Consider the following 23,369-nt stretch of genomic DNA (forward strand, 5'->3'; position numbering starts at 1 on the left):
TCCCGCCACCGTTTGAGAGGACAGACCCATGAGTACGGCCGCACCTCCCCAGAAGGCGCCCCCGCCCCGTCAGCGGACCGGCGGGCGGCTCTCCAACGGTGCGTTCGCCCTGCTGCTGACCGCGCCGGGACTCGCCCTCTTCGCGGCGATCATCTTCTACCCGCTGCTGTCGGCGCTGTTCACCGGCTTCTTCAAGCAGGACCTGCGGCTGCCGGGCCGGGAGTTCGTCGGCCTGGACAACTTCACCTACTGGCTGGACGGCGACTTCCTCACCATCCTCAAGCAGACGCTGGTCTTCACCGTCGGCGCGACGCTCGTCCCCTTCGTGCTCGGCCTGGCGCTCGCGCTCGCGCTGAACACCGGGCTCAAGGGCAGCGGATTTCTGCGCGGGCTGTTCCTGTTCCCCTGGGTGATCCCGGGCGTGGTGGTCTCCTTCCTCTGGATGTGGATCTTCAACGCGAACTACGGGGTGCTCAACGGCGTCCTCATGAAGGCCGGAATCATCGAGGAGTCGGTGGCCTGGCTCGGGCAGCCCGGTACCGCGATGCTCGCGGTCATCGTCACCAAGACCTGGGCCAGCTTCCCCTGGATGATGGTGATGCTCCTGGCCGGTCTGCAGACCGTGCCCAGGGAGCTGCACGAGGCGGCCTCGATGGACGGGGCGGGCTCGATCCGGCGCTTCTTCGACGTCACCTGGCCGCAGATCCGCGGTGTCGCCTCGATCGTGCTCCTGCTGGAGTTCATCTGGAACTTCCAGCACTTCGACACCATCTACGTGCTCACCGGCGGCGGACCGGCCGGCACCACCGAGACCTTCGCGACCGCCGTCTACCAGACCGCGTTCAAGGGCTTCGACATCGGCCGGGCCACCGCACTGGGCGGACTGTGGATGCTGCTCCTGCTTCTCCTCGTCGTCGTCTACCTCAGGATCACCGAGCGGAAGGGCGACGCCTGATGACCTCCACCACCTCCACCCCGCTGTCCGCCGTGGACCGGTCCCGGTCGTCCGCCACCCGGGCCGGGGGCAGCACCCGTCGCCGCATGCGCAAGGACCTGCTGCGCTCGCGGATCGCCGCCTGGAGTGCGGTCGTCGTCATCGGCGCCTTCGGTCTGCTGCCGGTCTACTGGCTGCTCGCCACCGCGCTGAGTACCCCCGAGTCGACCTTCCAGTTCCCGCCGAAGCTGATACCCACCGACCTCACGCTCGACAACTTCACGGCCCTGGCCGACAACGACCAGTTGATCAAGTACATGGTCAACTCGCTCATCGTGGCCTCGATCACCGCCGTGCTGAGCGTGGTGGTCGCCACGTACATGGGGTACTCGTTCTCCAAGTTCCGCTACACGGGCCGGCGGTCGCTGATGCATCTGGTGCTGGCCTCCCAGATGTTCCCCCAGGCGCTTCTGCTGGTGACCCTGTACACGGTCTTCTCCAGCTTCGGCATGCTCAACACGTACACCGCCCTGGTGCTCTCCTTCACCACGTTCACCATGCCGCTGTGCGTCTGGATGCTGAAGGGCATCTTCGACACCATCCCGGACGCCCTGCTGGAGGCGGCGTCCATCGACGGCGCGTCCCGGTGGCGGACGCTGCACTCGATCGTGGCACCGCTGGCCGCGCCCGGGATGATCGCCGCCGGGCTCTTCGCCTTCGTCCGCGGCTGGAACGACTTCATCTTCGCGCTGACCCTGGCCGACAAGGAGAAGCAGACCCTGCCTCCCGGCCTCGTCTCCACCTACATCGGCGAGTTCCAGACCGCCTGGCCCCAGTTGATGGCTGCTTCCCTCGTGGTGTCCGTCCCGGTGGTCGTCGCCTTCATGTTCCTGCAGCGCTACCTCGTCGGCGGCATGACCGCCGGTTCGGTGAAGAGCTGAACCCGCGGGACCCACCCGCGCCCGCACGTACCTCCCCTCCCGCACACTCCCCATGGAGAGATCATGACCACCTCTGGCATCAGCCGCCGCGGCGCGCTGCGCATGTTCGGCATCGGCGCGCTCGGTGTGGCGGGCGCCGGTGTGCTCAGCGCCTGTGCGCCGTCCGGCGCGGGCTCCACCACCAACGGCGGCGACACCACGTCCAAGGACTTCGACTTCACCTCCTGGTCGCTCAACGAGGAGGCCGCCAAGCCCTCGATCGAGAAGATCATCGCGGCCTGGGAGAAGGCCCGGAACAGCAAGATCCGCGCGGTGTCGTACCCGTACAACGAGTACCTGAGCCAGCTCACCCTCAAGCTCGGCGGTGGCCAGACGACGGGCGCCGTGCACCTCGACATCGCCTGGCTCGCCGCGATGGCGCAGATGGGCAAGCTGGCCGACCTCGGCCCGGTGGCCGGCAAGGGCGGCTACACGGACGTGGCGCTGAGCAGCGGTACGTACGACGGAAAGCAGTACGGGCTGCCGTGGAACACCGGATCGATCGGGCTGATCGCCAACTCCAAGCTCCTGCAGAAGGCCGGGATCAAGAAGCTCCCCACCACCGTCGAGGAGTTCGAAGCCGCGCTGCGGGAGCTGAAGGGGCTCGGCGGCGGTGTGGTGCCGTATGCCGCCGCGACCAAGGTCGCGCAGCTCAAGGACATCTTCCCGTGGATGCAGACCTTCGGCTGCACGCTGCTCGACAACGGGAAGGTGACCATAGGTGACGACGCCTCGATCGACGCCGTCACCTGGTACAAGAAGCTGCACGACGAGAAGCTGATCGCCGCCGACGTGGACCGCTTCGACGCGCGGGCCCTGTTCGGCCAGGGCAAGGCCGCCTTCTACGACGACGCGATCATCGGCAAGGGCGTGACCTCCGCCCAGTCGAAGGACAAGACGCTGGCCGACGCCATGCGGCCGGTGGAACGACCGGTGCTCAAGGCCGGGGACACGCCGCAGGCGCTGCTCTGGGGCGGCGTGATCGCGATCGTCAAGGGCAAGGGGCAGGACGCGGCGACCGAGTTCGCGCTGCACACGACCACCGACCTGGCCACCACCTCCCAGTACTTCGCCGAGCGCGCCCTGCCGCCGTCCACCACCGCGGGCCTGGCCGCTCCCGAGGTCGCCAAGGACAGCTTCTCCACGGAGTGGACGAGCAAGATCACCAAGACGGCGACCGGCAGCCCGTTCTGGCAGTTCGCCCAGAACTCCCAGATCGAGGAGGCCGTCGCCAAGCAGGTGCAGGCCGTCCTCGTCGGCACGTCGAAGCCGAAGGACGCGATGAAGCAGGCCGGCGAGCAGGTCGCCGCGTTCATCAAGCGCTGAGGCCCGGGCGGACACGGCCTCCAGCACCGTATCCCGGGCCCGGCGGACGTGGCACGGCCCTCGCCGGGCCCCTCCCCGCGCTCCACCCCGCACGACGGCCGCGTCGGCCGGCCCCCGGGCCGCCACCGTCCGCGCCCTCTCCACGCCCGCACCCGCGAAGAGCAAAGGAGCTCCTCATGCGACGTCCCACGGTACGCACGTACACCGCCTCGGCCACGGCCCTGGCCGCCCTCCTCCTGCCCGTACCGGCCGCCGGAGCAGCCGACACCCCGCAGGGCACGGCAGCCGCGGCGACGGTGATCGAGAAGGTCCCGTACACGATGGACTCGTCGAACCAGGCGGCCTGGTGGACGCCGGTGGCCACGTACAAGGGCCGCGGCCAGTACACGTACTTCGCCTTCAACGAGCCGGGATCGACGGCCGCGACGCACCGGCCCGCCATCGCGCGGCGCGACCCGGACGGGGTCTGGAGCAAACTGCCGCTGCTGAACAGCGACGGTCAGCAGGCCGAGTTCGCCGACGACAACGGACACAACCAGCCGTCGGTCGCCCGCGACGGCAGCGGCCGGCTGCACGTCTTCACCTCCATGCACGCCAACGCCTGGCGCTACTTCCGCACCGAGGCCCCCGGCGGCGACGTCACCGACCACGCGTCCGAACTGCCCGACCAGGGCGTGGGCATCACCTACCCGGTCATCACGACCGCGCCCAACGGCGACCTGTACCTGGCCGCCCGCGTGGGTGCGGGCTCCGACCAGCGGCCCGGCAAGCTGTACCGCTGGGACAACGCCGCCTCAAGCTGGAGCACCGTCGCGACCTTCGCCGGCGCCTTGAACCGCTCCGTGTACCCCGACGACATCACGGTGGACGCCTCCGGCCGCGTCCACATCCTCTACGAGTGGGCGAAGGCGCCGGCGACCGCGTTCCGCCACCAGCTCTCGTACCTGACCTACGACCCGTCGACCGGCGCCTTCGCGGACAGTGCAGGCGCCACCGTCACCACCCCGGTCACCCCCGCCACCTCGGACGTGATCCAGGACCTCACCGCGGGCGAGGAGTGGAGCATCGACAACGCCTACACCGGTCCGGCGGTGCAGAGCGCCAAGCTCACCCTCGACGGCTCCACCCCGAAGGTCGCCTACCGCTACCGCTCGGCGGACAGCGACGGCGACTTCCGTGTGTACTACGCCTATCCGAGCGGAAGCGACTGGGTGGAGAAGCTCGTGTACGCCGGCGGTCAGACCGCGGCCGCCCTCGGTATCACCTGGGACGCGACGGACCTCAAGCGGATCTACTACGTGACCACCTCGGGCACCGACCGGGTCTACTCCGCGACGCAGTCGGCGGACGGGGCCTGGACCGCGCAGTCCGCCGCTCCCGGTGTGAGCGCGGACCGGCTCGCGGTGCGGCAGGACTCGGACGGTCACGACGTGCTCTACCTTCCGGACACCGCGCACAACTCCCTTTACTACGGTGTCCGTTGAGGCAGGGCCATGCAGTTCGCGCCGTCCGTACGGGGGCGCTCCGGCTCCCCCGTACGGACGGCGCGGGCGGTCAGTTCGCCGTCCTGCTCGCGAGGTACTCGTCCAGCCCCGCACCGGTGAGCGGGTAGTAGTCGGAGAGCAGGCCCCCCTCGTCGAGGCGGCGGCGTGCGAACGCCTCGCGGTCCTGGTGCAGGAGCGAGTCCTCGGCCAGCGGGACGGCCCGGTCCTGCGGTACGACCACGGCTCCGTCCTCGTCGGCCACGATCAGGTCCCCCGGTGTGACCAGTGTGCCGCCGACCCCCACCGGCACATTGAAGGCGGAGGGGAAGAGCTCGGTCTGCGAGGCGTAGTGCGGGGTGACGCCGGTGCACCAGACCGGCACGCCGAGGGCCCGGATCCGGGCCGCGTCCCGCACCCGCCCGTCCACGACGATGCCGGCGCCACCGCGCAGTTTGAAGTAGCGCACCAGCATGTCGCCGAGACAGCCGGTGAAGTGGCTCCCCTGCGCCGCGATCACCAGCACGTCACCGGGCCGGATCGACTCCAGCACCCCCCACAGCGGCGTCTTGCGCTCGATGTCCTCCTGTTCGGCACCGTTGAAGACGTCCTCACGCTGCGGAAGGAACTGCAGGGTCACCGCGCCTCCGGTGACCTTGACGTCCGGCTCCCGGTGCAACGGCACGGGCCCGTCGATGAAGGTCCGGGTGATGCCCATCTGGTGCAGCTTCGCGCAGGCGGTCGCCGCGCTCACGTCCGCGAGCGCGTCCACCATCCGCCGTGTCGGCCTGCGGAAGGACGAGGTGTGGACCGGCGACCGCATCGACTCGTAGATCGGGGTCTCCCCCGCGGCGGGCGTTCCTTGACTGCTCGGGTTCATGTCCGTGCCTCTCCGCGCGCTCTCCGCGCACCACACCAGTGACATCATCGCCTATCGATGGTAGATAACCTCCTATCGATTACTGCTGTCAATCCGTCAGGAGTCTTCCGTGCCCACTGCACCCGGCGGCTGGTTCGAGACCGCCCGCTTCGGACTGTTCGTCCACTACGGCCTGTACAGCCTCGCCGCGCGGCACGAATGGGTACGCAGCCGGGAGGCCATGTCCCAAGCGGAGTACGACCGTTACCTGGAGCGGTTCGACCCGGACCTCTTCGACGCGCGGCAACTCGCGCGTGCCGCGCGGGAAGCGGGGATGCGCTACGCCGTGCTCACCGCCAAGCACCACGACGGGTTCTGCCTCTTCGACTCGTCGCTGACCGACTACACCTCGGTGCGCGCGGCCGGCCGGGACCTGGTGGCCGAGTTCGCCGAGGCGATGCGTGCCGAGGGCCTGCGCGTCGGCCTCTACTACTCGCTCCTCGACTGGCACCACCCCGGCTTCCCGGTCGACGAGCACCATCCGCTGCGCGGCTCGGCGGGCGGACGGGAGACGGCGGACCTGGCGGGCTACCGCACGTACATGCGGGGGCAGATAGCCGAGTTGCTCACCGGCTACGGCGACGTCGACCTGCTCTTCTTCGACTTCACGTACCCGGGCATGGGGCCGGAGCAGTGGGGGGCCACGGAGCTCATGGAAACGGTCCGCGAGCTGCGGCCCGGCATCCTCGTGAACGACCGGCTGGGCATACCGGGCGACTACGTGACGCCCGAGCAGTACCAGCCCGACCGGCCGCTGGAGCGCGACGGCGTGCCGGTGCCGTGGGAGGCGTGCCACACGCTCAACGGGTCCTGGGGCTACGACCGCGACAACCACGACTACAAGGACCCGTCCCAGTTGGTCCGCATGCTGGTCCAGTCCGTCTCCTGCGGGGGCAATCTGATCCTCAACGTCGGCCCCGACGGCAGGGGTTCGCTCGACCATCGGGCGAGGGAGACCCTGCGGGCCATCGCGGGGTGGAGCGCCCGGCACGCCCGCTCCGTGCACGGAGCGGGACCTTCTTCCTTCCAGCCACCGGCGAACGCCCTGTACACACAGGCGGGCCACCGCCTCTATCTGCACCTGCTCGCCTGGCCCCTCAGGCACCTGCACCTCCCGGGTCTGGCCGGGCGGGTGCGCTATGCCCAACTGCTGCACGACGGTTCGGAGATCACCTTCCACGAGACCGACGGCGCCCGTCACGAGCACAACAACCTGGCCCCGCCGAGTCAGCCACCGGGCACCCTGACCCTGACCCTGCCCACCGCCCGGCCCGACGTGCTGCTCCCGGTGATCGAACTCTTCCTGGAGAGCGCGGAGTTGGATTCATGACCGGGGCCGACGTGCGCGACCGGGCAGCGGTACGACCGGAGCAAGCGGTTTCGGCAGCACTCTTGAACATGCGGGGAGCCGCCCCTAGCATCAGCAATCGATAGGCGATTATCACGACGCCTACGACGAGCCGCCCGCACCGTGTCGACGCGGCACCCCCTCCCTTTCCCGCCGAACCCGAACGAACGCCTGCGCTGCACATCGGCTATCGATTATTCATGACTACGCAATGGAGCGTGTCCGATGAGAACCATGTGGCACCGAGCCTCCGCACTCGCCGTTGCTCCGCTGGTGATGGCATCCGCCGTCGCCTGCGGAGGAAGCGGGTCCGACGAGGCCGCGGGGGGCACCACTCTCCGCATCATCGTCAACATCTCGCCGAACCTGACGGAGCAGTACTGGAAGGGGCTCTTCGCCACGTACGAGAAGAGCCATCCCGGCGTGCACGTGAAGCTGGAGCTGACGGGCACCGTCTCGGCCAACGCCAAGCTCACCCAGGACCTCGCGGCCGGTGACCCGCCCGACGTCGCCCAGCAGATCGTCCCGGCCCCCGACACGGCCAAGCTCTTCGCCGACCTGTCCGACCAGGCGTGGGCGAAGGACACTCCCCTGGTCGACCAGTACGCCGTCGACGGCAGGACGTACATGGTCGGCGTGGGCGAGCAGATCCAGTCGCTGGTCTTCTACAACAAGGCCGCCTTCGCGAAGGCGGGCGTGGACGCGACGAAGATCCGGACGCTGGACCAGTTCACCGCCGCCATGGGCCGTCTGAAGTCGGCGGGCTACGAGCCGCTGCAGACCGCCGGCCAGTGGGTGACGGGTGGTCAGTTCTCGATGATGGCCGACGCCGGTGTACTCACCGGGAACCCGCAGTGGATCAAACAGCGCAACGACGGCGAGGTCTCCTTCGCCGACAGCGGCTATGTGCCGTACCTGAAGCGCTACGAGGAGTGGATCGACAAGGGGTACCTCCGGAAGAGCGCGCTGGGGCTGACGTACACCGACGGGCAGACGTCCTTCCTCAACGGCACGTCGGCGATGTACATGATGGGGTCCTTCTTCGTGCCCGCCGCCGACGCGGCGAAGAAGAGCGACGAGATCGGTGTCTTCCCGATGCCGACCGACGGCACCTACCCGTCCGGCCAGTTCGGCAACGTCTCGAACCCCTACACGGTGGTCAACCGGTCGCGCCACAAGGCCGAGGCGGTCGAGTTCGTGAAGTGGCTGGTCACCGACAAGGAGGCGATCCGCAGCCAGCTCGCCGCCGACGGCAATCTGCGCACGGGCTTCGGCTATCCGATGTCCAGCCTCGGCACCGCGGTGCAGAAGATCCTCGACGCGACGCCGTCGGTGCTGGTGAAGTCCGGTGAGAACCAGCCGGTCGCCGGGTTCAGCGACGAGCTCAACACGCAGATCCAGTCCCTGTACACGGGCACCTCCGCGAAGGATGCCGCTCGCGGATTGGACAAGTGGTGGAACTCGCAGAACTGACGCCACGGACACGGCGCACTGTCGCCGCCTCCGCGCGTACGGACTCCGGTCGCGGACGGGCCCGCTTCCGCGAGGCCGCCGTCACGTTCGGCATGGTGGGCCCGGCCGTGCTTCTCTACACGGTGCTGACGATCGTGCCCGTGGGCGTGGCGGTCTACCTCAGCTTCACGGACTGGGACGGCTTCTCCACCGCGAAGCTCATCGGGTGGGAGAACTACAAGCACCTCTTCGACGACCCGAGTTCGACCCAGGCCTGGTACGTGACGGCGCTGATCACCTCGATCGGCACAGCCCTGATGGTGGGCGCGGGCCTGGTGTACGCGCTGATCCTCAAGGGCCGGTCCCGTACCAACTCGTTCTTCCGCGCGGTGGCCTATTTCCCGCACGTGATCAGTGCGTTGATCCTCGGCTATCTGTGGGCGGCGATCCTCGGCACGAACGGGGCGGTCAACAACACGCTCGCCAAGTTCGGCATGGAGCCGATCGGCTTCCTCTTCGACGAGAAGTTCGCGCTGTACACGCTGATCGGTGTCATCGTCTGGGCCGGATTCGGTTTCAACGTCGTCCTGTTCGTGGCCGCCCTGCAGACCGTTCCGGCCGAGCTCCTGGAGGCGGCGGCGATCGACGGCGCCAACAGGCGGCAGACCAATCTGCGCATCGTGATCCCGATGATCGCGCCCGTGGTCACCGTGGCGACCGTGCTGAACCTGGTCGGCCTGCTGAGGGCGTACGACATCGTGGTCAGCCTCACCGGCGGGGGTCCGGCAGGTTCGACGCAGACCTTCACCTACCTCATTCTCGCCCGGTCCTTCGAGGGCACCAAGGTCGGCTACGCGACGGCCCAGGCGGTCTTCCTGATGGTCGTCTCCGCCGCGCTCGCCCTCGTCGTGACCGCGCTGCGCAACCGCCAAGACCAAGCTGCGACCGGTTAGGAGCCGATGGTGGTCGTCACCGAACCGAGGGTCCACGACAAGCCGCGGACCGTACCGGCCCCCGCCCCCGAGGTCTCCGCGGAGGAACGGCGGGAGTCCCGCTCCCCGCTGCGCCGGGTGCTCCTCGGCCTGCTGTTCGTCGTCATGATCGTGCCGGTGTACCTGCTCGTCGTGAACGCCTTCAAGTCGCAGGCGGACATCCTCGACAGCCCGTTCTCGATCCCGCTGAGCGGTCTGACCTTCGAGCACATGTCCGCCGCCATCAGCAATCCGCAGTACAACGTCATCGGCGGCTACGGCTTCACGCTCTTCCTCGTCGTCGCCGTGGACGTGCTGTGCATCGCGCTGGCGGGACCGGCCGCGTACGCGATCGCCCGCAGCCTCAAGAAGCGGACGCAGCTGGTGCTGCTGTACTTCCTGGCCGGCACCTTCATCCCCGGGGCCGCCGTGATCATCCCGGTGATCTACGTTCTGCGCGAGGTCGGCCTCGCCAACACCGTGACCGGCCTGGTCGCGCACGACGTGGCCTCGACGCTGCCCGTCAGCATCTTCCTCTTCGTGGGCTTCATCCGCGCGATCCCGGTGGACATCGACCACGCGGCGACGATCGACGGCGCGGGCCGCTACCGGACGTTCTGGACCATCATCTTCCCGCTGATGCGTCCGGCGGTCGTCACCGTCCTGATCCTCAACTCCATCGGGATCTGGAACGACTTCATCTCACCGCAGATCCTGCTCAGCCCGTCGTCCGGTCACTACACGGTGACGACGGCGATCTACGCGGGCATCAGCCAGTACTCCACCGATCTGACGAAGGTGTTCCCCAACCTTCTGCTCGCCGTCGCACCCGTGATCATCTTCTTCGTCTACATGCAGCGCCACATCATCAGCGGTCTGACGGTGGGCGCGGTGAAGGGATGAGCGGGCGCATCGTTTCCCTCCGGAGAAAGGACCATTCAGTGTCGAGGAGAAGGTGGCCACGTCCCGGTACGGGCATGTGGTCCGCAGCCGCCCTGCTCGCTTCGCTCTCCGTGGTGACGGCCGCGGTTCCGGCCGCCGCGCACCCGCATCCGTACGGGGTCCGGGCGGGCACGGTCTACTACGTCGCTCCCTCGGGCCAGGACTCCCGCACGGGCACCACCACGGGTCAGGCGTTCCAGCACATCCAGCGGTGCGCCGACGTCATGCAGCCCGGGGACACCTGTCTGATCCAGTCCGGTACGTACGCCGAGACCGTCGTGCCGGCCCGGTCGGGTACCGCCGCGCTGCCGATCACCTACCGGGCGGCGCCGGGGGCGACGGTGACGCTGAGCGGAACCGCGCCGGTGCAGGGCTTCTCACCCGTCACCGGCGCGGACGTCGCGGAGATCGCCGAGAGCGATCCGTACGCCCAGAACTCCGCGTTCAGCGCCGCGGTGGCGGCCGGACACGTCTACAGCGCCTCCGCCGACCTGGGCTCCGACGTGACGACCGTGCAGGTCTTCACGGACGGGAAGGCGGGCGTCGAGGCACAGTGGCCCTACCCGGGGCTCGACCTGCTCGATCCCACGCTGCAGTACGCCGACACGGGGAGCGCGGACGCGACGATCACCGACCCGGCCCTGACCCGGCCCGCCGGGTACTGGGACGGTGCGCGCGCCCTGACCGGCTACTGGTACGTCTCGGCGACCGGCACGGTGCAGAGCTCGGCCGTCGGTTCGGTGACGCTCGACGTGGCGCCCCCATGCGTGCACAAGGTCGTGCCGAAGGAGACGCGGTACGCCCTCGCCGGGAAGATCGGTGAGCTCTCGCGCCCGGGCGAGTGGTTCTACGACCCCACCGCCGAGCGTCTGTATCTCTACAGCGAGGACGACCCGGGCGCGCACAGCGTCGAGGCGAAGAGCCGCACCCTGGCCTTCGACCTGACGGCCGCGAGTCACACGACGGTGGCGGGCGTCGGGCTGTTCGCCTCCACCATCAAAACGGGCCCGACCAGCACGGGCGTGACGCTGGACGCCATCAGCGGTACGTATCTGTCGCACTACACCGACATCACGCGCGGCGCGACGGACTGCGGCAGCACGGTGACGCGCGGCGTCGGCGACACGGGCATCGTCCTCGACGGGACGTACAACACGATCGCGAACAGTGATCTGTCGCTGAGTGCGGGCAACGGCATCGCCCTGCGCGGGCAGAACAACACCGCCACGAACAACGTGATCCACGACGTCGACTACATGGGGACGTACGCGGCGGGCATCGCCGTGCAGGGCAACAGCCAGACGGTCACCCACAACACGATCAGCCGGGTCGGCCGGAGCGGCATCAACCTCCAGTGGAACACGGTGGAGGGCCTCACCCCGGGCAAGGACCTGATCGCGTACAACGACATCTCGGGGTACGCCCGCCTCAGCCTGGACGTCGCCGCGGTCTACACGTGCTGCAGCGCCTCCATGATGGGCACGTCCATCGATCACAACGTGCTGCACGATCCGGAGCCGGCCACGACGCTCACCACGTTCGGGATCTCGGGCGTCTACGCCGACAACGGGCAGAGCGACCTGGTGATCGCGAACAACGTGGGCTGGGGCAACCGGGAGGGCACGGTGATGCTCAACGGTCTGGGCACCGGCTCGCACGACAACGGGGTGTACAACAACACCGGTGGGATGACCCTGTTCTACGTCAAGGAGCCGGGGCAGTCGACCGGAACGAAGATCTACAACAACGTCGGCGCCATTCGCGGGCTGACCGGTGCCACCGACGGCGGGCTCGTTCTCTCGAACAACCTCCCCGAGGGGACCGATCCGCTCTTCGTCGACGCGGCCGGGCACGACTTCCGGCTGACCGCCGGCTCCCCTGCCCGGGGCCAGGCGATCGCGCTGCCGGGCATCAACGACGGCTCGACGGATGCGGTGCCGAGCCTCGGTGCCTACCAGTACGGGGCGCCGAAGTGGGAGGCGGGGGCGGTCCGTTGAGTGTGCTTCCGTAGGTCCCACGCTCCCTGACGCAAGAGGGCCCGAGCCGGATGTCCGGCTCGGGCCCTCTTGCGGGGGTTTCGCTCACTTCTCGGCTGCGGCCCCGCGCGGTTTCGTCTTCGTCCCTCGCGCGTCCGGAACCGGTCCGCGGCCGGCCGCGTGGTCGGCGAACGCTTCGGCCGCCGACTCGGCGTCACGCGACCGCAGCAGTCCGACGAGCCGGCCGTGCTCTTCCGCCATCGCGCTCCAGTCACCCTCGAAGAGGGGGTCGGAGATGGCCCGCAGGGTCCGCAGGCTCGGCTCGATGACCTCCCACATCCGCGCCAGGAACGGGTTGCCCGCGATCCGGCTGACCAGGGTGTGGAACTCGATGTCGGCGTCGCGGAAGAGGCTCACGTCGTTCGCGGCGACGGCGTCCCGCATCCGGTCGACCAGCGCGTCGAGTTCGCGGAGGTGGTCGTCGGTGAGGTGTTCGGTGGCGAGCCGCGCGGCGAGCCGCTCCAGCGGTTCGCGCACCTGCCGGGCGTACTCGGCGTCCTGCGCGGAGATCTCGACGACGAAGTGGCCGCGGCGCGGGACGTGCATGAGCAGGCCCTCACGGGCCAGGCGCTTGACGGCCTCGCGCACCGGAGCCTGGCTCACCCCCAGGCGCCGGGCGATCTCCGACTCGACCACGCGCTCGTTCGGTCCGAGGTCGCCGTCGACGACGGCCTGGCGGAGCAGTTCGTAGACCTGATCCGAGATCAGGGTCTTGCGGAACCGGTCCTTGTTCGTGGCCAGCGTGGAGACGAATCCAGCCGACGCGGTCGATGCCATGAATTCCCAATCCTGCGACGGGTGAACCAGTGGTGTCATGGTACGTGCTCATCGTCTATCGATGGAATCTAGATGGAGGGTGCACGAGGAATGGCCCCAGCCCATCAGGCCGGGCCGTCCAGCTGCTTGGCCAGCCAGTCGAGTTTCACGACCTCGTGCGTGGGGCCTCCGCCCTCGTGGTCGTTGAACGGATAGGCGCGTATGTGCTTGTCCGTCTGGTCGACCCCGCCTTCTGCGCCGTAGTGGTTGAACGCCGCGTACCCCGTCGAGGGCGGGCAGATGTGGTCCATCAGCCCGACCGAGAACAGGGCCGGCGCGTTCGCCCTGCGGGCCAGGCTGACGCCGTCGAAGTACGCCAGCGTACGGGCGACCGTGCCCGCGTGCTCCCTGTGCAGCTTCACGAACTGGGTGACTTCGGCGAACGGCGGCTTGTCGGTGATCGTGGTGGCGCGCGGGAAGTGGCAGAGGAACGGCACGTCCGGCATGGCCGCCACGAGGTCCGGGACCAGGCCCGCCGCGGCCAGCGCGATGCCGCCGCCCTGGCTGGTTCCGGTGACCACGACTCGCGTGGGGTCGACCGAGGGGTGCGTGCGTACGGCGGCCACCGCGCGTACGGCGTCGGTGTACACCCGACGGTAGAAGTAGCGCCGCGGGTCGAGCACACCGCGGGTCAGGAAGCCGGGCGCGGCGATGTCGCCGGAGGCCGGATCGGGGTCGGGGGTCTCGGCGCCCTGCCCCCGGGTGTCCATCACGAAGTGCGCGTAACCCGCGCAGGCCCACAGCCGCTTCTCGTGCGGGGCGCCGCGCCCGCTGCCGTACCCCAGGTATTCCACGACGGCGGGCAGCGGTCCGGAGCGGGTGACGGGCAGGTGCAGCCAGCCGCGTACGGGGTGGCCGCCGTATCCGGCGAACGTCACGTCGTACGTGTCGATGGTGGCGAGGCCGTTGTGGACCGGCTCGAAGGTCGCGGTGGGGGCGAAGCCTCTCTGTTCGTCCAGGGTTTCCCGCCAGAACGCGTCGAAGTCGTCGGGCTCGTGCAGAGCCGGGCGGTACCGCTCCAGCTCGTCCAGGGGCAGGTCGAACAAGGCCATGTCGCATCTCCGCTGTGGTCGGGGCCGGTGGGCCCATGCAGTTGTCGTCGTCTGTCGGTCATCGAAGGAATCGGGTCGGGGGGGTTCGAGGGGTGTCAGTCACGAAGTCCGAGGCCGTACACCCGGACGGCGTTGGAGTGCAGGACGCGTCGGCGCTCGTCGCCCGGGAGGCGGCCGAGCCCGAGGCAGGAAAGCTCCAGGGAGTCGGCGCGGCTGCCGCGCGGCAGGCAGACCGGCCAGTCGGAGCCGACCAGGCACCGGCCGGGCCCGACCGCGTCCACCACGTGGCCGACCAGCTCCGCGATCCGCTCGGGCGGTACGCCGTGCTGCTGGGTGAGCAGACCGGAGATCTTGACGACCACGTTCGGCGCCGAGGCGGCCCGCTCCAGGTCCCGGTACCAGTCCCCGGGGTCCGAACGGAGGTTCGGCGGGTTGCCGAGATGGTCGACGACCACGGTGAGTTCCGGGTGCAGGGCGGCCACCCCGGCTGCGGCCCGGAGCGCCCCGGAGCCCAGATTGAGCTCCAGCACCACGCCTGCGGCGGCGAGTTCCGGTACCAGGGCGCGGGCGGACTCCGGGCAGTCCGCCCAGCTCGCCCCGCCCAGGCGCATGCCGTTCGGGCGGGTGTCGCCCAGCTCGGCCAGCAGGGCTCGGAAGCGCCGGGGGCCGTCGTCGCCGTGGACGTGCAGGTTTCCGACGTACCCCGCGACGAGGTCGGGGCGGATGGTCCGCCATGTGCGCAGGTCGAGCGTCTCGCCGGCGTCACCGCGGGACCCCTCGACCAGGATCGCGCCGGTCAGCGCGGCGTCCCGCGTCGAAGCTTCCAGGTCCTCGATGCGAAACGCCCGGTGATGGTCGCTTCCCGGGCGTATCCATGGGAATCCCCGCGCCGGGTCCCACAGGTGCACATGGCAGTCGATCACGGTCGGGATCCTCCTGAGGTGCCGTTCCCGAGTATTGACAGGCCGACTCGCGCCGGTGAGTCTAACCATCGGCTATCGATGGTCGATTGTGAAGGGCGGATGTTCTTGATGTCCAGGGACCGACGGACCAGTGGCTCGAACTCGTGTGAAGGGGTGGGGCGATGACGGCAGCCGCCGCGCCGGGCCCCCGTCTCAGGGCGACCCGCACCCTTGCCGAAGTACCCCGCTGGGCTTCGCTCCAGCGGGAGTTGTTCGCCCGTCAGGACGCGGCGTGGCGGCTCTTCTCCGATCGCTACACCGAGGACGACGGCCGCCTCGTCTTCCGGGACACGCTGGGCGTGGGCCCTGACGGCCGCGACGGCGTGGACGACTTCTACGAGCCGTTCTTCAACTGGCCCACGCTGTACCTGCTCGGCGGCAGCGCGGATCTCCTGACGGCGGCACGGCGGCACTGGAGCGGCGTGTCCGCGCAGCTCACCGAGATGGGCATGCTCCAAGACGGGTTGGAGCGCGGCTACGACTGGTTCCACCAGGGCGAGGGCCTGTTGCTCTTCTACGGCCTCTGCCTGGCCGACCCCGAAGACCACCAACTACGCGAACTGGCATACAGTTTCGCCGATCTCTACCTGCCCGGCGGACCGAACTACGACCCGGAGCACCGGGTCGTGCGCGCACCGCACAACGGATCGGCGGGGCCGCGCGAGGGATTCAGCGACGAGGAACCGTACTTCCCCTGGAGCCTCGCCCTGCGCCCGTACGGGCTGCCGCTCGACGCGATGGACGACGTGACGTCCTTCGACCGGCTCGCGGCCGACCCCGACCGCGCCCGCTCCTACGGACGCGCGATGTGGGACCGGATGGGCCGCGGTGACACGATCGTCAATCTGGCCGCGACGGGGCTGGCCACGAACGCCTTCCTCCTCGGCGGCGAGCAGCGCTACGCGGACTGGGTGGCCGAGTACGTCGGCGCCTGGCGGGAGCGGCTCGACGGACACGACGTCGTTCCCGACAACGCCGGCCTCAGCGGCAAGGTCGGCGAGTACCTGGGCGGCCGGTGGTACGGCGCGCACTACGGCTGGTCCTGGCCGCACGGCCTCTCCCCCGTAGGCAGCGCCACCCTCGTCGGTGCCTCCAACGCGGCCCTGGTGACCGGGGATTCGTCCTGTCTCGACCTGGCCCGCAACCCGCTCGACGCCGTACTGCGGCAGGGCGAGCAGCGCGGCGCCGACGGCCGGGGCACCCTCGGCGAACGCTGGGACCCGCATCTGCGTGGGATGGACGCCGACCGGACGCTGATGGTCCCGCAGCGGCACAACGACTCCGGCTGGTTCGACTTCACCGTCATGCCGGGCCAACTTCCGCTCTCTCTGTGGCATTTCAGCCGAGAGGATCAGGACCAGGAACGGATCGAGCGGCTGCGTGCGGGAGCCGGCTGGGACTGGGCGACGGTGCACACCCAGCGCATCAAGGACGAGGCCGGTCACGAGGAGCCGTGGTACGAGTTCCTCCAGGGCCGCAACCCCGGCTTCCCCGAGCGCATGCTGCGCAGTGCCCTCGACTCCTGCGCCGAGCGCGTCGAGGCCATCGAGAACGACACGGTGGACCCGGCGGTGGGCCCCGGCGTTCTCGACATCCACCACTGGCAGAACCTCAACCCCGTGGTCACGGAGGCGCTGCTGCAGCTGACCACCGGCTCCCCCCAGGTGCTCTACAACGGGGGCCTCACCCACATGCATCTGCGTTACTTCGACGCGGTTGGGCAGCGGCCGGGACTGCCTGCGGATGTCGCGGCGCTCGTCTCCGACATCCGCCCCGGGCACACCGTCGTGGAACTGGTCAACCTCGGTGGCACCGCGCGCTCGCTGGTGGTGCAGGCGGGCGCGTTCGCCGAGCACACCGTGCACACCGCGCAGGTCGACGACGGACCCGTCGAGGACGTGGGCAGCCCCTGCTGCCGCGTGGAACTGCCCGGAGGCACCCAGGTGCGGCTGACCTTGACGATGACCCTGCGCGGCACCCGGCCCACCTGCGGCACCCCGTTCCGGGAGGAGGCGCGATGACCGGCCGGCTGCCCTTCGACCTGCCCCGCCTGGGCATCGGAACCGCCCCGCTGGGAGGCCTGTTCGAGGAGGTGACCGAGGCGGACGCGGCGGCCACGCTGGAGGCCGCGGCCCGCGAGGGGATCACGTACTTCGACACGGCACCGCGCTACGGGCACGGCCAGGCCGAGGACAGGCTCGGCCGCTTGCTGGCTCCGGCGGGCGTCACGGCGCCGCTGATCTCCACGAAGACGGGCTGGCTGCTGCGGCCGAAGCCCGACGGCTCGCCGGGCGAGGTCGTCACGGACTGGACGGAGTCCGGCGTCCGCGCGTCCCTGGAGTCGAGCCTGGACCGCCTGGGCCGGTCGTCGGTCGACATCCTCTATCTGCACGACGCGGACGCCTTCCCGGAGGAGGTCCGGCGCACGGCCTACCCGGCGCTGCGCCGGCTGCGGGACGAAGGGCTGGTGCGGGCGATCGGGTTCGGCATGAACAACAGTGCGCCGCTCGCCGCGTACGTGGGGGAGTTCGACGTGGACGTCGTCCTCGTCGCGGGCCGGTTCTCGCTCCTGGACCACGACGCGCTGGAAACGCTGCTGCCGCTGTGCGCGAGGACCGGCACCTCGGTCGTCGTCGGTGGGGTCTTCAACACCGGTCTCCTCGCCGACCCCTCCCCCGGCGCGATGTTCAACTACCGTCCCGTTCCCGAGCAGGCCCTGGCCCGCGCGCGGCGGTGCCGTGACCTGTGCGCGGAGTACGGGGTGCCGCTCGCCGCGGCGGCGATCCAGTTCCCCTCCCTGCATCCGGCGGTCGCGTCGGTCGTCGTCGGCTGCCGGTCGGCCGCCGAGGTGACGGCGAACGCGGCGGCGTCACGGTTCCCCGTCCCGGACGCGTTGTGGCGGCGGCTGGGCGAGTCGGGTTTCGTACCGCCGGAGCTGGTGCCCGGCCACGCGTGACACCGCCGGGCGAGCGGCGGTGGCGCTGCGGAACCGGTGGCGTGATTCCCGCGAGCGTGGGGGCCGGCCCCGTCCGCCGGGCCCCCACGTACAGTGATGCCGACGGCTTCGGGGCCGGTGGGCGGGCCGCCCCTCGCCGTCCCCGGGGTACCCGACAGGGATCACCGCTCGGGGAATTCCGGTCACGGGATGGCCGACGACCTGCGTACTTCCGGGATCGGTGGGCATATGGGAGCGGCGAGACCTTACCGACAGAGTGGAGGCGGTGTGAGCGGGGAAACCGCAAGCGTCCTTGTCGCCGGCGCCGCCCTCCCGGCGAGCGCGGCCGACGCCCGCGAGCAGGTCGAGGCACTGCTCAGTGAGCAGTTCGTTTCCGGCGACGACCGCCGGGAGGGCGTCGCGTGGGCCGATGCCCTGCTGGTGACGTCCGAGCTGGTCACCAACGCGTACCTGCACGGCGGGGGGCTCACCGCGTTCTCCGCGCGGATCGAGGGCGACGAGTTGTTCCTGTCGGTCGCGGATGGAAGTACCGAGCTTCCCGTCACCCGCTCACGCACCCCCGGCCGGTACACCGTGGGTGGTTACGGCTGGCCCATGGCCGTCCGCCTGACGAAGAGCCTGTCGGTGACCCCGACCGACACCGGAAAGAGTATCGAAGCCGTCCTTCCTCTCTCCTGACGCTTTCCGCCGTGGATCCGGCGGCCCGGACCGGTCGTCGAAGCGCGTGCGTCCGTCGTCCCCCCGCGGGAGGAATCCGACGTCGTCCTTCCGGCGCGGACCCTGGCATGTCAGGCGTTCAGTTCGCCGGTGCGCACGGCGTCCGCGCCGGAGTACTCCATGACACTGAACGAGAATCTTCCGCCGCGAGGAAGCGGCTGGTGGTTTCCGTGGCGTCGAGGAGGCGGCGTACGGCCAGGGACGGCGCGACCACGTCCATGCGCGTGTCCTGAGATCCGCAGCCGGACAGAGCGCGCAGAAAGGCCAGGTCGGCGAAGGTGACGGCGGAACAATCGATCACGATGCGGGGAACCCGCGCCCGGCCCATGGCTTCTTCGAGAACCCCAGTGGTGGCCATGTCGAAAACTCCCCGCGCGTACAGCACGCAACTACCACCGTGTACATCCTGGTACGCCGTGACCTCGGCCCGCCCACTGCTGTGCCGGGCGGTATGAGCTGTGAGCACTGCAAACCTCTCTCGGTGCGTGGATGGCACGGGCGGCCCTGCCGCGGTGGGCCGCCCGCCCCGACGAATGCCCTCGCCCTCCCGCCGCACACCCACGTCTCCGCTCTTGGTGACCGGTGTTTCGCGGCAGAGGCTTCGGCACTTCGTTTTCCGACCCTGAAGGCCCTTCCCCGTACTTTCTGACGGGCCGGTGTGCGGCATCGGATGCGGCGCTTCGCACGGCGGAGGGCCGTGCGCACACGGGATGTACGCGGGCATTCCGGCAGTGCGGCGAGTGCCGTAGCCGGAGTCGCACACCCGTCGTCACCACGGGACGGCCCGTGGAGGAGACCGCCGCTCACGGGCCGGTGTTCCCGAGCGGTCACCGCTGGGCCCCGCGCCAGGTCGGCAGCGCCCACGAGCCGCGTGCGGCGGCGTCGTACGCTGAGGCGGGAATGTCGCGCCGAAGCGCGCAGGGAGAGGCATACATGAACACGGAGCGTTTCGACAGCAGAAGCCTGGAAGCGACGGAGGAGTTCTTGTCGCGCGCCTACACGCCGATGCGGATCGGCGGCCGGCCCAGCGACACGCAGACGAGCATCGTGCGGACCGCTGCCGAAGGCCTGACCGTCGACCGCCTCACCTTCGGTTACACCATGTCCTACACCGCCAACCCTCTGGGCCAGGTCTGTCTGATCACCGTGCACAGCGGCAGCATGGTGGACACCACCGACGGACGCCACGAGGTCTACGGCGCCGGTGAGACCTTCCTCGTCGCCCCTCCCGACCGCCCCTACACCGGCGCCCTCCACTCCGCGCGCTACACCATCTCCATGTTCGACCCGGCGGTGCTCGACCAGGTGGCCGCCGCGGGCGCGCACTCCGCCCCGGGGCCGGTCCGTCTCACCGGTCAGCGCGCGCACGACGTCGGCGCCAACCGTCGGCTGGGCAGCACCGTGGCCTTCCTCCGCGACCAGGTTCTGACAGGGCCCACCCCTCCGGACCCACTCGTCGTCGCCACCGCCACCCAGCATCTGGCCGCTGTCGCCCTGGCCGCGCTCCCCAGCACCGCGTACCGGGAGGAGTGCCATCGCATCGACAGTCATGACGCCCACACCGACACCTTGCGCCGGGCCAGGATCTTCATCGAAGAGAACGCCCATCGCGCCATAGGCCTGGCCGACATCGCCGCCGCCGCGTTCGTGACCCCGCGTGCCGTGCAGTACGCCTTCAGCCGGCACTCCGACACGAGCCCGCTCGGCTACCTGCGCCAGGTGCGCGTCACCCGCGCGCACCACGAACTGAAGAGCGCCGACCCCGGCACGGCCACCGTGACTCAGGTAGCCGCGCGTTGGGGATTCCCGCACGTCGGTCGCTTCGCGGCCGCGTACCGACAGCTCTACGGCACGACCCCCGCGGCGACCCTTCGCACCCGCGGCTGAGAAAGTGCGGGGAGTCGCCCCGCCCGTGCCCCGGCGCCCGTGCTCGGGGCGGGTGCTCAGGTGTTCTGGCCGCGCGCCCGGGTCAGCTGCTTCAGTTCGATGATGGTCGCGACGGCGCGCAGCCAGGTCGCCGCGGTGTCGTCGGCGGCGACCCCGCCCACGAGTTCGGCGCCGGTGCGCAGCCATTCGTGCACGAGGGCCGCCGCCTCCCGGCCGGGCACGGGCTCGGGCAGCTCGGCCGCACGGGCGAGTCCCCCGGCGCGCACGGTGTCGGCGAGGAAGGCGACCGAGCGCGGCTCGGTGCGGAGGCGGTCCAGGACGACGGCCGCGGCCGCGGCACCGTCGCCGATCAGGGCGGTGCGCCGGGGGCCTGGTGCGGCGGTGAGGCCGTAACGGAGCAGGACGGTGATGTCGAGCCGGGCCAGCTCGTCGTCGTCGAGGTTCGGCGGGTGGGGGGCGTCGTTCATGGCGGGGCCTCGGCTATCTCGTCCCAGCTGGCTGGTCCGCTGCGGGTCAGTTGACGGTGACGGTGTAGGTGATGCGCTCGGGAGCCGGGGAGGGGGACGAGGAAGGGGAGGCCGTCCCCGCCGTCGGGGTGGCAAGGGGGCCGGGCGACTCCGGCGGCTGGGTGGAGGTGTTGCCCCGGCACGTGGTGAACGTGCAGTGCAGCAGCGTGAACCGGGTGGTCCCCTTGCCCTTGGCCTCGAAGGTGAAGGTGAGCTTGCCCCCGGCACCGGGCTTCGGCTCGTCGCCGGAGTCCGACGCGTACTCCTTCCCGCGGTCGGCCAGCACCGCGCTGTCGGGCCCGGGGTCGACCAGGTACCAGTATTCGCGGGTGGAGGCGTTCTGGTCGACGGTGAGGGAGAAACGCTCGCCCGGTTCGGCCGTGATACTGGTGTCTCTCACGGAATGGCTCGTGACACCGCCCGGTTCGTCGCCGCCCGAGTCGCATCCCGCGGCGCCGAAGGCGAGGAGCGCGACGGCCGCGACCGCGGCACCGCCCCGGTCACCGCGGAAGATAGACGCTGTACGCATTGGGGAGATCACTGTTGGAAGCCTTGCCCATGTGGCCGTTGATGAAGTCGTCCTCGCTGACCCAAGTGGTCTCGCCCCAAGGGTTGTACACCTGAAGCATGTCACCTTCCTGGGCGATGATGGTCATCGCGTGGGCGCCCTCCTTGCCCGAGACGTCGACCGGCACCGGCCGCCCCTGCGCCACCGACTTCTCGACTTCGGTGAGGACCGCCCTGCGGTCGGTGGCGTTGTCCAGGTCCTGGCGCTGGTAGTCGCTGCCGGTGGCCCGGCCGACGGTCGAGTCGTTGATCCGTTCCTGCCCCTCGGACCCCATGCCGCCCCATTTCTCGCCGCCGTCGCCCTCGGTGTGCAGCCGGTGCTGCTCCTCCACCAGCCGCTGCCGGAAGGCGTCGGGGTCGTCCTGCTGCCCGTCCGGGCCGCCGGTGAGTTCGAGCGCGTACAGCGGGTCGACCATGGCGCGGGAGGTGACGGTGGACGAGGCCACGCAGGTGCCCTCGGAGCCGTCGCCGCCCTGGATCCACAGCTGGCCGTCGAACGCGACGGAGTCCTTGTTGTTGTTCGAACCGTCCGGCGCCAGGCCTTCGTCGTCCATGCTGTCCCCGGCGGTGACCACCGGGGTGAGGTGCCGGCGCATCCAGTCGGGGTCCTTGCCGTGGATCTTGTCCTGGAACCTCTCGATCTCGTCGACGCTGTGGCCCGCGGCCAGCGCCTTCATCAGATAGGCCCGTTCCTGCGGGCTGTCCGAGTCCGCCAGCATCCGTTCCATGGCGGTCTCGTCGTCGAGACTCAGCTGGTCCATGCGCGTCGACGCACGCTCCAGATCGCCGGCCGTGAGGATCTCGTTCAGCTCGGTGTCGGCGCCCGCGACACCGGTGTCGGCGAGCATCAGCTTGTCGACGGCGGTGAGTTCGCTGGTCCCCATCTTCCCGGCCCGTGCCTCGGCGGCCCACTTGTTCAGGTCCCGGGCCGCGACGCGGGTGGCCTCCTGCGCCTCGGAGACGGCGGAGTGCATCAGGTCGACCGCGGAGGAGCCGAAGTGTGCGGCGTTCTTGCGGTCCCACTCCTCGTCGTCGTTCTCGTGCAGGTCGTCGAAGAACCCGTCCTTGCCGCCGAGCGTCTGCTTCTGTTCCAGCAGCTGCCCGCGGCCCTGCTCGTCCTTGCGCTGCGCGGCGCCGATGGCGTCGGCCAGCGTCAGCAGGACCGTCGCGCAGCCGTGGAACGTTTCGCTCATCCGGGTCACGGACCGCCCGGCCGCGTTCACCGCGTCGGAGGCGAGGACGCTCGTGTCACCGACCCACACCTCCGGAATGCCTTTGCGGCCCACCCGGTCGACCCGGTCGTACACACTGCTGAGGGGTCCCACTTGGCCGCGGTAGAGGTTCGCCAGGCTTTCCAGAGTCCCCGGATCGCCGCCCGGTTCGGGCACGGCGAGGGCTTGGCCGATCAGGTCGAGGACCTCGTTCTTGCTCCCGGCGCCCAGCAGCTTCTTGGAGAGGGCGGCCAGCGTCGCGAGGCGGACCGAAGGGGAGTCGAAAGGAGAGGGGAAGAGAGACAC

The 23,369-nt window shown here is 69.9% G+C and carries 21 protein-coding genes; 13 read left to right on the forward strand and 8 right to left on the reverse strand.

Annotation, left to right across the window (positions count from 1 at the left end; all coding sequences use genetic code 11):
• Positions 1–28: 28 nt before the first annotated feature.
• From ACFZAX_RS13075 to ACFZAX_RS13090, 4 genes are all read left to right on the forward strand, one after another.
• On the forward strand, positions 29–955 hold the full coding sequence (locus tag ACFZAX_RS13075; RefSeq protein ID WP_390961288.1) for an ABC transporter permease subunit: 927 nt from the start codon (positions 29–31) through the stop codon (positions 953–955).
• Complete coding sequence (locus tag ACFZAX_RS13080; protein WP_390961289.1) at positions 955–1,875, forward strand: ABC transporter permease subunit; 921 nt, start codon at positions 955–957, stop codon at positions 1,873–1,875. Before ACFZAX_RS13075 ends, ACFZAX_RS13080 begins: the two co-directional genes overlap by 1 nt.
• A gap of 63 nt (positions 1,876–1,938) precedes the next feature.
• Positions 1,939–3,240, forward strand: coding sequence for an extracellular solute-binding protein (locus tag ACFZAX_RS13085; RefSeq protein WP_390961290.1), 1,302 nt, complete (start codon positions 1,939–1,941; stop codon positions 3,238–3,240).
• A 176-nt stretch (positions 3,241–3,416) separates the two neighbouring features.
• Positions 3,417–4,724 carry a BNR-4 repeat-containing protein gene (locus ACFZAX_RS13090; RefSeq protein WP_390961291.1) on the forward strand — a complete coding sequence of 436 codons (1,308 nt, stop codon included), beginning with the start codon at positions 3,417–3,419 and terminating at the stop codon, positions 4,722–4,724.
• A 70-nt stretch (positions 4,725–4,794) separates the two neighbouring features.
• On the opposite strand, the gene ACFZAX_RS13095 is transcribed toward ACFZAX_RS13090, so the two are convergent.
• Entirely contained in the window at positions 4,795–5,601 is an 807-nt protein-coding gene (locus ACFZAX_RS13095; RefSeq protein WP_390961292.1) for a ribonuclease activity regulator RraA, read from the reverse strand.
• A gap of 109 nt (positions 5,602–5,710) precedes the next feature.
• Between ACFZAX_RS13095 and ACFZAX_RS13100 the strand changes: the two genes are divergently transcribed.
• The 5 genes from ACFZAX_RS13100 to ACFZAX_RS13120 all read left to right on the forward strand — a co-directional run bounded on the left by ACFZAX_RS13100 (position 5,711) and on the right by ACFZAX_RS13120 (position 12,350).
• A complete protein-coding gene (locus tag ACFZAX_RS13100) occupies positions 5,711–6,970 on the forward strand; it encodes an alpha-L-fucosidase (protein ID WP_390961293.1) in 1,260 nt (419 codons plus the stop codon).
• Between the two features lie 243 nt (positions 6,971–7,213).
• Positions 7,214–8,461, forward strand: coding sequence for an extracellular solute-binding protein (locus ACFZAX_RS13105; RefSeq protein ID WP_390961294.1), 1,248 nt, complete (start codon positions 7,214–7,216; stop codon positions 8,459–8,461).
• The gene (locus ACFZAX_RS13110) at positions 8,440–9,393 is read left to right on the forward strand and encodes an ABC transporter permease subunit (RefSeq protein WP_390961295.1); all 954 of its coding nucleotides are present in this window, start codon (positions 8,440–8,442) and stop codon (positions 9,391–9,393) included. Before ACFZAX_RS13105 ends, ACFZAX_RS13110 begins: the two co-directional genes overlap by 22 nt.
• A gap of 6 nt (positions 9,394–9,399) precedes the next feature.
• On the forward strand, positions 9,400–10,314 hold the full coding sequence (locus ACFZAX_RS13115; RefSeq protein WP_390961297.1) for an ABC transporter permease subunit: 915 nt from the start codon (positions 9,400–9,402) through the stop codon (positions 10,312–10,314).
• Positions 10,315–10,388: 74 nt separating this feature from the next.
• Positions 10,389–12,350, forward strand: a complete 1,962-nt coding sequence (locus ACFZAX_RS13120) for a right-handed parallel beta-helix repeat-containing protein (RefSeq protein ID WP_390961298.1) — start codon at positions 10,389–10,391, stop codon at positions 12,348–12,350.
• Positions 12,351–12,434: 84 nt separating this feature from the next.
• On the opposite strand, the gene ACFZAX_RS13125 is transcribed toward ACFZAX_RS13120, so the two are convergent.
• The 3 genes from ACFZAX_RS13125 to ACFZAX_RS13135 all read right to left on the reverse strand — a co-directional run bounded on the left by ACFZAX_RS13125 (position 12,435) and on the right by ACFZAX_RS13135 (position 15,180).
• Positions 12,435–13,166, reverse strand: coding sequence for an FCD domain-containing protein (locus tag ACFZAX_RS13125; protein WP_390961299.1), 732 nt, complete (start codon positions 13,164–13,166; stop codon positions 12,435–12,437).
• Between the two features lie 104 nt (positions 13,167–13,270).
• The gene (locus ACFZAX_RS13130) at positions 13,271–14,257 is read right to left on the reverse strand and encodes an acetylxylan esterase (protein ID WP_390961300.1); all 987 of its coding nucleotides are present in this window, start codon (positions 14,255–14,257) and stop codon (positions 13,271–13,273) included.
• Between the two features lie 95 nt (positions 14,258–14,352).
• Complete coding sequence (locus tag ACFZAX_RS13135) at positions 14,353–15,180, reverse strand: amidohydrolase family protein (protein WP_390961302.1); 828 nt, start codon at positions 15,178–15,180, stop codon at positions 14,353–14,355.
• Between the two features lie 161 nt (positions 15,181–15,341).
• Here ACFZAX_RS13135 and ACFZAX_RS13140 point away from each other — a divergent pair, with 161 nt between their 5' ends.
• From ACFZAX_RS13140 to ACFZAX_RS13150, 3 genes are all read left to right on the forward strand, one after another.
• On the forward strand, positions 15,342–17,240 hold the full coding sequence (locus ACFZAX_RS13140) for a hypothetical protein (protein WP_390961303.1): 1,899 nt from the start codon (positions 15,342–15,344) through the stop codon (positions 17,238–17,240).
• Entirely contained in the window at positions 17,237–18,175 is a 939-nt protein-coding gene (locus tag ACFZAX_RS13145) for an aldo/keto reductase (RefSeq protein WP_390961305.1), read from the forward strand. Before ACFZAX_RS13140 ends, ACFZAX_RS13145 begins: the two co-directional genes overlap by 4 nt.
• A gap of 267 nt (positions 18,176–18,442) precedes the next feature.
• Positions 18,443–18,853, forward strand: a complete 411-nt coding sequence (locus ACFZAX_RS13150; RefSeq protein WP_390961307.1) for an ATP-binding protein — start codon at positions 18,443–18,445, stop codon at positions 18,851–18,853.
• A gap of 118 nt (positions 18,854–18,971) precedes the next feature.
• Here the strand turns inward: ACFZAX_RS13150 and ACFZAX_RS13155 are convergent, their stop codons facing one another.
• Positions 18,972–19,250, reverse strand: a complete 279-nt coding sequence (locus ACFZAX_RS13155; protein WP_390961308.1) for a hypothetical protein — start codon at positions 19,248–19,250, stop codon at positions 18,972–18,974.
• Positions 19,251–19,825: 575 nt separating this feature from the next.
• Here ACFZAX_RS13155 and ACFZAX_RS13160 point away from each other — a divergent pair.
• Positions 19,826–20,779: a helix-turn-helix domain-containing protein gene (locus ACFZAX_RS13160; RefSeq protein WP_390961310.1), complete on the forward strand. Its 954-nt coding sequence runs from the start codon at positions 19,826–19,828 to the stop codon at positions 20,777–20,779.
• Positions 20,780–20,835: 56 nt separating this feature from the next.
• Here the strand turns inward: ACFZAX_RS13160 and ACFZAX_RS13165 are convergent, their stop codons facing one another.
• The 3 genes from ACFZAX_RS13165 to ACFZAX_RS13175 all read right to left on the reverse strand — a co-directional run bounded on the left by ACFZAX_RS13165 (position 20,836) and on the right by ACFZAX_RS13175 (position 23,369).
• Positions 20,836–21,246: a hypothetical protein gene (locus ACFZAX_RS13165; protein ID WP_390961311.1), complete on the reverse strand. Its 411-nt coding sequence runs from the start codon at positions 21,244–21,246 to the stop codon at positions 20,836–20,838.
• Positions 21,247–21,292: 46 nt separating this feature from the next.
• Entirely contained in the window at positions 21,293–21,685 is a 393-nt protein-coding gene (locus ACFZAX_RS13170) for a protease inhibitor I42 family protein (RefSeq protein ID WP_390961312.1), read from the reverse strand.
• A 100-nt stretch (positions 21,686–21,785) separates the two neighbouring features.
• Positions 21,786–23,369 (reverse strand): peptidoglycan-binding protein, encoded by a 1,584-nt coding sequence (locus ACFZAX_RS13175; protein WP_390961313.1) that lies wholly within the window; start codon positions 23,367–23,369, stop codon positions 21,786–21,788.

Origin of the sequence: Streptomyces sp. NPDC008125, assembly GCF_042957125.1 — a bacterium.
Taxonomy (GTDB): domain Bacteria; phylum Actinomycetota; class Actinomycetes; order Streptomycetales; family Streptomycetaceae; genus Streptomyces.